The sequence below is a fragment of the Flavobacterium sp. CF108 genome (assembly GCF_900129795.1).
GTDB lineage: Bacteria > Bacteroidota > Bacteroidia > Flavobacteriales > Flavobacteriaceae > Flavobacterium.
In genome coordinates, this window is the sequence record NZ_FQWW01000001.1 from 313,585 (window position 1) to 326,794 (window position 13,210).

General features: G+C 34.0%; 12 protein-coding genes. 10 read left to right on the top strand and 2 right to left on the bottom strand.

Translation table 11 applies throughout. The annotated features are described in order from the left end of the window. Positions 1–159: 159 nt before the first annotated feature. The 7 genes from BUE10_RS01415 to BUE10_RS01445 all read left to right on the top strand — a co-directional run bounded on the left by BUE10_RS01415 (position 160) and on the right by BUE10_RS01445 (position 8,821). Positions 160–777: a TetR/AcrR family transcriptional regulator gene (locus BUE10_RS01415; RefSeq protein WP_073481477.1), complete on the top strand. Its 618-nt coding sequence runs from the start codon at positions 160–162 to the stop codon at positions 775–777. A 53-nt stretch (positions 778–830) separates the two neighbouring features. Then, complete coding sequence (locus BUE10_RS01420) at positions 831–2,165, top strand: TolC family protein (RefSeq protein ID WP_234984694.1); 1,335 nt, start codon at positions 831–833, stop codon at positions 2,163–2,165. A gap of 12 nt (positions 2,166–2,177) precedes the next feature. After that, positions 2,178–3,299, top strand: a complete 1,122-nt coding sequence (locus BUE10_RS01425; RefSeq protein WP_083597912.1) for an efflux RND transporter periplasmic adaptor subunit — start codon at positions 2,178–2,180, stop codon at positions 3,297–3,299. A gap of 8 nt (positions 3,300–3,307) precedes the next feature. After that, entirely contained in the window at positions 3,308–6,373 is a 3,066-nt protein-coding gene (locus BUE10_RS01430; RefSeq protein ID WP_073481479.1) for an efflux RND transporter permease subunit, read from the top strand. A gap of 177 nt (positions 6,374–6,550) precedes the next feature. After that, complete coding sequence (locus tag BUE10_RS01435; protein ID WP_073481482.1) at positions 6,551–7,324, top strand: SDR family NAD(P)-dependent oxidoreductase; 774 nt, start codon at positions 6,551–6,553, stop codon at positions 7,322–7,324. Between the two features lie 32 nt (positions 7,325–7,356). Beyond that, positions 7,357–7,944 carry an SRPBCC family protein gene (locus BUE10_RS01440; RefSeq protein ID WP_083597914.1) on the top strand — a complete coding sequence of 196 codons (588 nt, stop codon included), beginning with the start codon at positions 7,357–7,359 and terminating at the stop codon, positions 7,942–7,944. A gap of 43 nt (positions 7,945–7,987) precedes the next feature. Continuing rightward, a complete protein-coding gene (locus BUE10_RS01445) occupies positions 7,988–8,821 on the top strand; it encodes an alpha/beta fold hydrolase (protein WP_073481486.1) in 834 nt (277 codons plus the stop codon). A 24-nt stretch (positions 8,822–8,845) separates the two neighbouring features. Here the strand turns inward: BUE10_RS01445 and BUE10_RS23970 are convergent, their stop codons facing one another. After that, positions 8,846–9,013: a hypothetical protein gene (locus BUE10_RS23970; protein WP_159439048.1), complete on the bottom strand. Its 168-nt coding sequence runs from the start codon at positions 9,011–9,013 to the stop codon at positions 8,846–8,848. Between the two features lie 7 nt (positions 9,014–9,020). On the opposite strand from BUE10_RS23970, the gene BUE10_RS23620 reads away from it, so the two are divergent. The 3 genes from BUE10_RS23620 to BUE10_RS01460 all read left to right on the top strand — a co-directional run bounded on the left by BUE10_RS23620 (position 9,021) and on the right by BUE10_RS01460 (position 11,475). Continuing rightward, on the top strand, positions 9,021–9,227 hold the full coding sequence (locus BUE10_RS23620; protein ID WP_083597915.1) for a PaaI family thioesterase: 207 nt from the start codon (positions 9,021–9,023) through the stop codon (positions 9,225–9,227). A gap of 474 nt (positions 9,228–9,701) precedes the next feature. Continuing rightward, a complete protein-coding gene (locus BUE10_RS01455; RefSeq protein WP_073481488.1) occupies positions 9,702–10,520 on the top strand; it encodes an SDR family NAD(P)-dependent oxidoreductase in 819 nt (272 codons plus the stop codon). 58 nt (positions 10,521–10,578) lie between these two features. Beyond that, on the top strand, positions 10,579–11,475 hold the full coding sequence (locus BUE10_RS01460; protein ID WP_073481491.1) for a helix-turn-helix domain-containing protein: 897 nt from the start codon (positions 10,579–10,581) through the stop codon (positions 11,473–11,475). Between the two features lie 360 nt (positions 11,476–11,835). Here BUE10_RS01460 and BUE10_RS01465 read toward each other — a convergent pair whose 3' ends face one another. Beyond that, positions 11,836–12,666 carry a M57 family metalloprotease gene (locus BUE10_RS01465; protein WP_073482987.1) on the bottom strand — a complete coding sequence of 277 codons (831 nt, stop codon included), beginning with the start codon at positions 12,664–12,666 and terminating at the stop codon, positions 11,836–11,838. Between the last annotated feature and the right edge of the window lie 544 nt (positions 12,667–13,210).

Consider the following 13,210-nt stretch of genomic DNA (forward strand, 5'->3'; position numbering starts at 1 on the left):
ATGTGATTAGATGTAACAGTTGAGTAAGGTGAAGAAATTTTATACTTTCTTCGAAAACTAGCTTAAATAAATAACTAGCAAATTAATTTTAAAATTATTGTTTAAAAAAATGAACGTTGTTCAAAAAATATTCATACATTTGCATCATAAATTACAGCTATGAGTACAGCAGAAAGAAAAGCACGCGAAAAAGAAGCCTTAAAATCACTTATTTTAAAAGGAGCTAAAAAGCTCTTTTTAGAAAGAGGAATTGAGCAGACTACAATTCGAAATATTGCTGATGAAATAGATTATAGTGTGGGAACCGTGTATGTCTATTTTAAAGATAAGAATGCTATTCTGCATGATTTGCACTCTATTGGTTTTCAGGAATTAGGCGGCTATTTTAAAGAATTATTCGCGATCAAAGATCCAATGGAACGTATACAAAAAATGGGATTTATGTACATAAAATTTGCTTTGGAAAACCCAGAGATGTATGATTTGATGTTTAATCTAAAAGCACCAATGGAATTTTTAGAAAAATCTGAAAATGAAAATTGGAATGAAGGAGCAAATACATTTAATTATGTAAAAAAAACAATTAAGGAATGTATCGATAAGGGACATTTTAAAGAGCATAATGTAGAACCACTTTCATTTATGATTTGGAGCTTAGTACACGGAATGTGCTGTCTTGAAATACGTCAGAGAACAAAAGGGGTGAAATTTTCTAATCCCGATACAATCCTGTTTGACGGATACAACGAATATTTAAAAATAATAAAGAAGCTTTAAAAAATTTTTGACTTAAAAAATGAACAATGTTCAATTAAAAAACAATGTATAATATGATAAGAAAAACACTCACTCTGACGCTAGTCTTAATTGGATATCTGGGATATTCACAGAGTAAGCTTGACGGCTATATTGAAGTCGGGCTAAAAAATAACGAAGTAATAAAGCAACACAACTTTGATATTAACAAAAGTATGTATGCTTTAAAAGAAGCGCGCTCCCTGTTCTATCCTACCGTTTCCTTAAACGGAAGTTATACCAAGGCTGAAGGAGGAAGAACAATTGATATTCCGATTGGTGATATGCTGAATCCGGTATACAATACCCTGAATCAAATTACAAATTCTAATGCTTTTCCAACTTTAGAGAACCAGTCTGTTTTGATTAATCCGGATAATTTCTATGATGCTAAAATTCATACCACAATGCCTTTGCTGAATTTTGAAATTATCTATAACAAGAGAATAAAAAACCAGCAGACTTCATTACAAAAAATAGAACTGGAAATATATCAAAGGGAATTAGTCAAGGAAATAAAAACAGCCTACTACAAATACCTCCAATCGGTTGAAGGAATTAAAATTTATCAGGATGCTTTAGCATTGGTTAAGGAAAACCAAAGAGTAAACAAATCCTTATTTAAAAATGAAAAGATAAACCGTACGGCTGTCTTGCGAAGCGATAATGAGGTAATACGTATACAGGCAAACCTGGAAACGGCAAAGCAAAACAGTAATAATGCACAATCTTATTTTAATTTTTTGCTTAATGAAAAGCTGGATGCAGCAATTGAAGTCGATGAAAATGAAGCGCCACCAATTGAGGCTGTTTCAGAGAATACCCAAAACAGGGAAGAATTACAAAAACTTACCAAGGTAAAAGAAATAAACGATAACGTAAGCAAGCTCACCCAGTCGTATTGGTTTCCAAAGGTAAACGGATTTGCTGATTTTGGAATTCAGGATTTTGATTTTGAAGTAAACAAACAATCACGTTACTATTTTGCAGGAGTAGGTTTAGAATGGAATATTTTTTCAGGCAACAAAAATAAATTCAAACTCAAACAAACAGAAGAAGACAGTAAAAAAATCAGTTCTCAGATCGATAATGTAAAACAGCAGTTATTGCTTCAGTTTCAGGTTTCACAGAATAATTTGAAATCAGCTTTAGAGCAATTCTACGCCGATAAAAATCAAAAAGAATCCGCCAAAAAATATAATGAGGATATAACCAAATTATACAAAGAAGGTCAGGCGATCTATATTGAACTTCTCGACGCACAAAATCAATGGGTAAACGCTCAGCTTAATACCAATATTGCCCTTTATAATTCCTGGATCGCTTTTGCAGAATTAGAAAGAGCCAATGCAACTTTTACTTTTAATTAAACACAAAAAATCATGAAATCAAAGATTATTACATCCGTTCGCCTTTCAGGCTCGGGTCACGAATACCTAAAAAATATTTTTACACTTGTGAGTAAAAAAACGATAGCACTATGTCTTCTTGCCCTTCCTCTATTTTATGCGTGTAAAAAAGAAAAAAAAGAACATACACCATTCGAAACTGCTGATATTATCCCAATTAAAACAGCAACAGTTCAATCTTTGGCACTTATAAATAATATAAGTGCATCAGGATTAGTAACCACAGAAAACCAAGCCAATTATGGTTTTAAAATTGGTGGTGTGGTGAGTCGAATTTATGTAGAAGAAGGACAGTTTTTTAAAAAAGGCCAACTTTTGGCAGCATTAGATGCAACCGAAATTAATGCCGGTTTAAATCAAACGGATTTGAATGTAAAAAAATACGAACGTGATTACAACCGCGCCAACAATTTATACAAAGACAGTGTGTACACCTTAGAACAGCTTCAAAACACAAAAACTGGTCTTGACATTGCTAAAAAGCAGAAAGATGCCGTTGCTTTTAATGCCCGTTACGCTAAAATATATGCTGCTGCCGATGGTTTTGTAGCCAGTAAAATAGCTAACGAAGGAGAAGTAGTTGGTGCCGGATCTCCTATTCTGGCAATAAATGAAACAAATCAAAATAACAATTATTTATTAAAAATTGGTTTGACAGATAAAGAATGGGCATCAACAAAAATTGGTCAGAAAGCAGTTGTTACCCTTGATGGCTATCCCGAAGAGCACTTTGATGCTTTTGTTTTTCGAAAGTCACAATCTGCAGATGCAGCAGTAGGTTCTTTTCAGGTAGAATTGAAACTGAATATGAAAAACAGTAAACCGGCAGTTGGTATGTTTGGGAAAGCAGAAATTAAAGCAGAAAATGCAGAAGATTTTATCATCATCCCTTATAATTCGCTTATTGAAGCTGATGGTAACAAAGCCTTTGTATTTATTGCAGCCAATAACAAAGTAAAACGTCAGCCTGTTACGATTAGTAAATTCGAAAATAACAAGGTATTCATAAAAGACGGCCTTCAGAAAACAGATCAGATAGTGATCTCTAACAGTGCTTATCTAAACGAACAATCGACGATCAAAATCATTAAATAACTAACAGTATGAAAATTACAAACTTTGCCGTCAAAAATTATCAGTTTACACTGATCATATTTCTTCTGGTAGCCGTTGTGGGGTATCTTACCCTATTTTCGATGCCAAGATCAGAAGACCCTTCCACTCACCCGCCCCAGTATCTTATTACGGTTATTTATCCGGGTACCAGTCCAAAAGATATGGAGGAACAAGTTGTAAAACCTATCGAAAATAAAATTTACGGACTTGAAAACATTGACAAAATATTAACTACCGTTGAAGATGGTGTAGCGGCTTTTCAGGTAAAATTTAAATATGGCGTAGACGTCGATAATAAATATCAGGAGATCTCTACTGAAATGAACGCACTGAAAAATAGCGAACTCCCAAAAGATATTTATCAGATCAAAACCGAGAAAATCGCATCATCAGATGTGAAAATTCTTCAGGCAGCATTAGTTTCAGAAAATGCCTCTGACAAAAAACTGCGTGATGAGGCTGATAAACTGAAGACAAAAATAGAAAAAATCACCAATCTTAAGGATGTAAAATATGCTGGAATTCCTGAGCAGGAAATTCGTATTGATTTGCAATTGGATAAACTGGCACAATTAAAAATCCCCTTAAACCTCGTGATGGGAAGTTTACAAAGTGAAGCAGCCGATATTCCGGGAGGAAGCATCGATCTTGACAGCAAAGTGTTTAATGTAAAAACCAGCGGTAAATTTAAAAACGCAGAAGATGTTGCCAATACCGTCATTTATAATGCAAACGGAAAAATAATCTATATGAAAGATGTTGCCGAAGTGGGCTACAAATCTCAAACAGTAGATCATATTACCCGTATAAACGGACACCGATGCATTTTGGTTACTGCCGGAATGAAAGACAATGCAAATATTACCGATGTTCAGAAAGAATTTTCACCAATCGTAGAAGAATTCTCGAAAGACTTACCTCAAAATATCAAACTGGTTAAAAACTTTGATCAGGCTAATATGGTATCACAGCGTTTAGGACATTTGGGCTTTGATTTTGCACTTGCGATCATTTTAGTTATTATTACATTATTGCCGTTAGGATCAAGAGCATCTCTAATAGTGATGATCTCGATACCATTATCATTGGCTTTAGGGCTGATTGCAATGAATGCTTTGGGCTATTCCTTAAACCAGTTAAGTATTGTTGGATTAGTGGTAGCTTTAGGATTATTGGTGGACGATAGTATTGTAGTAGTAGAAAACATCGAGCGTTGGCTTCGTGAAGGTCATTCTAAAATGGATGCCGTTTTAAAAGGCACAAAACAAATAGGAATTGCTGTTGTGGGGTGTACGGCTACACTTGTCATTGCTTTTTTACCGCTGGCTTTTCTTCCTGATGTTTCGGGTGAATTTATTAGAAGTCTTCCAATGGCGGTTATTACAAGTGTATTGGCTTCTATGATTGTGGCCTTGACATTAGTTCCATTTTTGGGAAGCAGATTTTTAAAAACACACGAACACGGAGAAGGAAATGTCTTTCTTCAATATTTGCAAAAATTCCTTACCAGAAGTTACAGGGACATAATGCCTAAAGCATTAAAATTCCCAAAAACAACTATTGCTATATCTATATTTTTAAGCATTACCGCTTTTGGATTGTTTAAGGCAACCGGATTTAAATTATTTCCAACTTCAGAAAAACCAATGTTTCTAATTAATATAAAACTACCGCTGCAGGCTAATATATCAGAGAGTGACAGGGTGACAAAAATCGTGGAAGCGGAGTTAAAAAACCATAAAGAAATTGTGTTTTATACTGCCAACGTTGGTAAAGGGAATCCGCAAATTTATTACAATGTACATCCACAAGACAGAAAGCCCGACTTTGCTCAGATTTTTGTTCAATTGGATGATGAGGCAAACCCTAATGAAAAAACAGCATTGATTGAAAAACTAAGGGAAAAATTTAAAACAATGCCCTATGCCAAAGTTGAAGTAAAAGACTTTGAACAAGGATCACCTTTAGAAGCAAATATTGTGGTGAGACTATTCGGAGAAGACCCGGCCATTTTACGTAAACTATCGGCTCAGGTAGAAAATATTTTACGAAATCAGGAAGGAACGGTTTACATTAATAATGAGTTGAATACGTATAAAACAGATGTCAAAGTAAAAATCAATAAAGAAAAAGCAAGAACACTTGGTGTTTTAACAAGCGAGGCTGACAAAGTAATTCGTCTTGCCGTGGCAGGATTAACCGTTGGAGATTACATCGATGACCGCGGTGATGCACGAAATGTTACGCTCACACTCCCAAGAGATAAGTTTTCTAATCTGGATGCACTTAAAAATTTGTATGTAAATAACATTCAGGGTACTCCGATTGCACTGAATCAGATTGCGACAATATCTTTTGAAACTTCACCAACAGCAATTAATCATTTCAATAAATCGCGTTTTTCGAAAGTTACGGCGTTATCAGGAAAGGGTTATTACGCTAATGATCTGTTGGTAGAGATTATACCTAAATTGGATAAACTAAAAATGCCAAAAGGATATTATTATAAATTGTCCGGAGAAAAAGAATCTGAAGGTGATGCTTTGGGAGGAAATTTTCTAGCGGTAATTATTCTGAGCACGTTCCTTTTCATTGGTGTATTGCTATTGCAGTTCAAAACATTCAAGGGAATAATCATTGTACTTTCTATTATCCCGTTAGGCGTTTTAGGAGGCGTTGTATTACTGCTTATTACCGGAAGTCCTATGTCATTGGTCGCTATTATTGGTTTTATTGGTCTTTCCGGAATTCAGGTTAAAAATTCGCTCCTTTTGGTAGATTTTACCAATCAATTGCGACTGGAAGGATATTCAATTGATGAAGCGATTGCTATTGCCGGAGAAACCCGCTTTTTACCGGTGGTACTAACTTCTATTACAGCAATCTGTGGACTTATTCCTCTTGCGTTGAACTCAAATCCTTTAATTGCACCATTGGCAATTGTATTAATTGGCGGACTAATAAGCTCTACCATACTATCCAGAATTGTGACTCCTGTGATGTATAAGCTAATGCCTCCAAGTATTGAGATTGATAATGAAATTAAACATTAATAAAAATAAAAAAAACGATCTTAATTACAGAAGCTTCAACCGATTTTGGACTCCTGCTCGCTACTAAACTTTGGGGTTCAACGGAGACCTAACAGGTTTTAAAAACCTGTTAGGTCTAATCAAAAGAATAACAGTTGAAATAAATAAAAACTATAACTCACATAAATTTTACTCGATATGAAAGAATATATATTGCTCACCGGGGCATCATCCGGAATCGGTTATGAAATGGCTAATCAATTGGCTGCAAAAAAAATGAACCTGATATTGGTTGCCCGTACTGAAACTAAATTGCAGCAAATGCAAGCAGAACTTACAAACAAGTATGGCATTCTGGTCCAATATTTTGCTGCAGATCTCTCTGATGTAAATGCTGCTAAAGACCTTTACAAAAAGGTTCAACAACAAAATTTATTAGTAACCCACCTGGTAAATAATGCAGGTGTAGGCAACTATGGTAATTTTATTGAAACGTCATTGGAAGAAGAACTGAACATGATTCAACTAAACATTTCCAGTTTGGTGGTATTGACCAAGCTCTTTTCACAAGATATGGTCAGTCGCAAATCCGGTCGAATTATGAATATAGGCTCAGTGGTTTCATTTTTACCAATGCCTTATTTTTCTGTTTATTCTGCTACCAAAGCTTTTGTAAAGGCATTTAGCGAAACACTTGATGCCGAATTAGACGGCACTGGTGTTATCGTTACATCCCTTTATCCAGGCACGGTAGATACTGGTTTTACTACAAAAGAAATGCAAGCTACTAATCTTCACAAAACCAAGCCAATGCATCCTAAAGAAGTGGCAGTGCAAGGTGTAAAACATCTTTTATCCGGAAAAGGAAAAAAAGTAGTTGGCTTTGAAAACTGGTTTAATTCTAAACTGTCAAGTTTTATGCCTGATAGTATTATGATGAAAATCAAAAAAAATCTCGCAAGTCAAAAATAAAAAAATGAATACTAAACGAAATATCTTACACAATGAAAACAACAAAGTTATTTATGCTAGCCGGCTTCATTAGTATGCCATTGCTGCTTTCTTCTTGTTATTCACACAAAAAAGCAGTTCAGTCAAGTTTGCCTTATTCCGAAAAAATCAACTGGCCGGAAGGGTTTAAACCAACAGAATCTGATTTTTTCATACACAACGAAATAGACATTAAAGCTTCGCCTCAAGTAGTTTGGGATATTTTCATCAATACTGCCAAATGGCCAGAATTGAACAAAAAAGCCGAAGGTATTAAGCTGCTAAATTCACCTGATGGTAAGCTTAATTCATCCAGTGTTTTTATCTGGTCTCCGGCAGGTAAATTCACATCAACTATAAAGGAATTCAAACCTCCTTATAACGTAGCTTGGCTGGGGGAAACCGATAATAAAAAAATTACCATTTACAATGCATGGATGATTATACCAACCGCAGAAGGCTGTAAGGTTATTTCAGACGAATCGCAAAATGGTCCCAAAACAAGAATGGAGAAAATTTTTGCACCTAATATGGTTCGTAAAGATCTTCATAATTGGTTGATAAAGCTGAAAGAACAATCAGAAAAACAATCAAAGGATTAAAACACAGGAACTATCTCCCTATAATTCACTAAAAACTACAATTATGAACTTCAAAAATGTAAAAACACAATCCGTAAATGTTGGAGGAACAGATTTCTATTATCGCAAACTTGGCGAAGATAAACCAGGCTTACCAATAATTTTTCTAAATCACTTAACCGCTACAATGGATGATTGTGACCCAAAAATTATGGAAGGCTTCGCTTTCGAACATCCAATCATTGGCTTTGATAATCGAGGTATAGGTTCTACAGGAGGAGTAACTCCAAAAAATGTTGCCGAAATGGCTACAGATGCAATAGCTTTTATAAAAGCACTCGGTTATCAAAAAGTTGACCTTTTCGGATTTTCATTGGGCGGTTTCATCTCACAGGAAATTTTACTTCGTGAGCCACAACTTGTACGCAAAGTAATTCTTGCTGGTACCGGACCTGCTGGTGGTGCTGGTATCAGCAAAATGACACCCGTAGTTATCAAAGATGTAATCAAAGGGAATTTTACCTTCAGAAATCCAAAATTCTATTTGTTCTTTAACAGCAATGCTAATGGACACAAAGCGGCAAAAAGTTATCTTAAAAGGATAAAAGAAAGAAAAGAAAATAGAGGCGGGAAATTGAAAATGAAACACCTGACACATCAGCTCGAAGCAATAAAGGCTTATGGATTGCAAGCTCCGCAAGACTTATCAGTAATTACACAAGCTGTCTTAGTTGTAAACGGAGACAACGATAAAATGGTTCCTGCCAGTAATTCATACGAATTAAAAAATCGCATAAAAAATTCAGAGATAATTATTTACAAGGATGCAGGTCACGGTTCAATATTCCAAAACCACGAAGATTTTGTAAAAAAAGCATTAGAATTTTTAGCTAAATAAATAAAAATGGAAAATAAAAAGACTTCAATTACTTAAAAATTTTATTGGTAAACCATTTTCAGGAAGCCCGTCTCCTTTCGCCAAATGGCTGAATGGGACGGTAGTTTCTGTAAACGATAAATCAATAGAACTTGAATTTATAGTTAGAAAAGAAATGACCAATCCAGTAGGAATGTTACATTGAGGTGTCATTTCAAGTATGATTGATGACTGTATAGGAGTTAATTTTATGATACTTGGTTTAGAAAACTTCTATCCTACTATTAATTTAAATGTCGATTTTTTTAATCCTGCTTTTGAAAATGACATCGTTTTGGTTAAAACAGAATTAATCAAATTAGGAAAAACAATTATTCATTTCAATGCGATAGTTACAAATCAAAATAACAGCAAAATTGTTGCTTAAGCAAGTACTAATCTGGCGGTTAGTTCTACTAAAATTCCGTTTTAAAATTCCAATCAAATTTTTAATAGAAAAACTGTTGGGTGAAATTAGTTTTTAATGATAATTTTTCGTCAGTTCGAGTAATTTTCGATAGAAAATTGTATCGAGAACAAGAAAAATCTCATTAAAAACGGTTCTCGATACACGTCACTTCGAGTGAGAAGCGTATCGAGAAGTTTGTTCCGTTTTACTACACAAAAAACACTCGAACTGACGTTTTTAATAATTTCACCCAATAGGTTAAAAAAAATATGTGATTACAGCCACAATATTGCTTAGCTTAATGGGCAGTTCTTATTTGTATATCCAAATACTGTTTTGTAATTGATACAGTTTCGTTAAAACGTTTCATTATTGCTCACTTTTGTATCATACTATTTATCAGTAATTGACGGAAATTTGTTTCAATAATTAAAAACAATAAAATATAGTACAATGAAAAAAACAATTTTTATAACAGGTGCATCCCGAGGATTCGGAAAAATTTGGGCTGAAGCTTTTCTTAAACGTGGTGATAATGTTGTAGCAACAGTAAGAAATACAGAATCATTAAAGGATTTGGCATCAGAATATCAGGAAAATTTATTAGTCTTACAATTAGATGTAACCGATAAAAAAGCATCCTTTGAAGCAATTTCAAAAGCAAAAAGCCATTTTGGGGCAATTGATGTATTGATTAATAATGCCGGATACGGACATTTTGGTGCCATTGAAGAATTGGAAGAGCAGGAAATCCGTACACAGTTTGAGACTAATGTACTTGGACTGATTTGGCTTACGCAGGCAGTTATTCCTGTTATGCGCGAACAAAAATCGGGTCATATCATCCAGCTTTCAAGTGTTTTGGGTGTTATTGCATTGCCTACTTTAGGAATTTACAGTGCTTCTAAATTTGCTGTTGAAGGTCTGACTGAATCTTTGGCGGCAGAAGTTGCAGGATTCGGAATCAAAGTCACTCTTGTAGAACCAAATGGTTATGAAACCGATTTTGCTGCGTCTTCTGCAGTACAAAGTAAACCTTTGCCACAATATGATACCGTTAGAACAGCACTTCAGGAAGGAAACAAAGAAGAAGATTATGGCGTACCTGCAGCGACTTCAGAAGCTGTTTTAAAACTGGTAGATGCAGAAAACCCTCCATTAAGATTGCTTTTAGGCAAAGCTGGTGTTCAATGGACTAAATATGCTTATGGTGAACGTTTGAAAACCTGGGAAGAGTGGCAGGACGTTTCTGAAGCGGCACATGGAAAATAAAGTTTAAATTTGCAGAATCCGATTCGTCGGGTTCTGCATTTCTTTTAAAATTAAACAGATGAATCATTTCGATAAAATAAGTAGTTACAACCAAGCTATCGGACTTAAAGCTCCCGAACATCCGTTGTTTTATATTTCCCGGGGCAATAAAGAATGTTGTAATGTCGGCAAGGAAACTGAATTTACGGCTGATTTTTACATCATTATTTTCAAAAAGGTCGAATCGGGAAGCATGCAATACGGAAAAACAAAATACGATCATAACCTAGGGAAAATGTCATTCATTAAACCGAGACAGATCACCGGATGTAAAAACATTCGTTTGGAAGAAGATTGTTTTACAATTCTTATTCACGAAGATTTTTTATCAGGAACAGCTATGCATAATGAAATCAAGAAATATGCTTATTTTGAATACGAAGTAAATGAAGCGTTGCACCTATCACCCAGTGAAGAAGAAACAATTTGGAATCTGGTGTATGCGATGGAAAAAGAATACCATAATAACGTTGATGATTACAGCAAGACCATTATTCTTAGCCATCTTGATACGATGCTTAAATATGCACAGCGCTTTTACAAAAGGCAGTTTATCAATCGTGAGAAATTATCTGGAGCAACATTTACAAAGTTTAATGATATTCTTTCTTCGTATTTTGAAAATAGAAAAAATAATGATTTGGGACTTCCTACTGTTAGTTATTTGGCGGAAAAACTGAATATTTCTTCACGTTATTTGAGTGATATGCTAAAACAGGAAACCGGAAAAACCGCTTTGGAACTTATTCATCTTTACGTGATTTCAGAAGCAAAAAACTTATTGAAAGAGGGAAAAATGAATATTACCGAAATTTCTGTTTCTCTGGGGTTTGAAAATGCCACATATTTTTCACGTTTATTTAAAAAAGAGGCTGGGATGACTCCAAACATATTTAGAGAGCAAAATTTAAACTAAGTAATTCTGATTTTTTTAGATTATTTTACTGAATGACCAATTTTTCTATTCTAATATGACCGAACAAGACACCAATCCTCAACAGTATATCCAAACCAAATTATTGGTGCCATTCAAAGACAAGTCTTACATATAATAAGCCAATCTCATTAAATCTTCCATAAAATAGTGTGTTATTTGTCCTTTAGAGATCACAAAAGTAAAATCCCATTTCTTACAAAATGGGATTTTTCATGCTTATTTCGTGCTATTTAATCAACTTAAGAAAGAAAACACATCTAATAAAAAAAGGCTGCTTCACAAATTATGAAACAGCCTCCTTATATTTTGTAAAGAGAACTCTAATTCAACTTTTAATTTCTAATATAAATAATTCAGAGCTGTAACATCATTACTATTGAAAGCTCCAGTCTCACTTGAAGAGAAACATGCTCTCATATAAGAAGTTGAGTCATACCCTGTAGGTGTTCCCGGGATATGAATTGCTCCAACTCCAGCTGCTCCTTCATTTGAATTCTGACCACAACTCTGACGGCTGAAATAGTCTGTATGACGTAAACCAATACAGTGGCCAATTTCGTGTGCGGCTACGTGTGCATTTACGTTTGTTGAATAAGATTCTAACCCAGAATATAATGTAACTGAATTATATGGATTTCCTCCTGAAGGGAAACCTGCTACTCCACCAGCAGACCCAGTTTGTCTCCGGACAACAATGTTTGCACCTGAAGTACTTGAACTAAAAGTAAGTGTAAAGTTAATAGACAATCCTAAATTATTGTATCTATTAATTGCCGCTTGCAATCCAGCACGCATATTGGTAGTTAGAGCTGTTGTACCAGTTCCTGATAATCCAACAACTTTTATAGTTCTTGGGGCAGATACTAAATTAGTCGTACGGTATTGTTCTGTAGTAATACCACCATGAATATCCATTTTGTTTAATTGCGCTTCTGTCACAATAATGTCTCCTTCTACCAGGAACGCGTCCTCAGTGGTACCATCTAACTTAGTGTTTTTAATCACTTGAACATCTTTGTTATTTAATGCAAGTGCATCAATTTTATTTAACACATCTTGTGTTACTTTAAGAGATTCTTGATTTGATTGACCTGTTTCATCTTCTTTATTACAGGACAATACCGTTAGCGCTATAAATGACAACGCTAAAATTGATTTAATTTTCTTCATAATAATAGTTCTTTTTGGTTTAAGCAAGTTGATAAATTAGGGGGCTTTACAAAATATTGTAATATTTATTATCAAATTTATATAAATTTTAATCTTAAAATACTTATAAATAAATAATTTAACAAATTTAACATTTTTTGTTATATTATTTTGATTAAAATTTTTAGTACTAATTATCTGATTATTACGGCAAGCCCAGTAAAATCAATAATTAAATACAAATCAGCTTGTTAGACAAAATAATCCTATTTCTAAATTTTATTTTGTTTAGCAGGTGTTAAAAAATGATTTTACACTTTTATATACCTTTTAAAATAAAAAAAGGGGTACAAAAAGAGAATTACTCTTACAGATTTTGGAGATTATATAGGAAATAAAAAATCATAAAATTTTTACAAATATTTTAATAACTTTGAATTACCTACAACGGATAAATATTTCAAATAGAATTCATTAAACACTAATTTCATCTTTGCTTTATCTCGATTAAGAAGTAATAAAGATCTGAAATAGTCAATTTTTGTATGATCGATAATAATGTTAC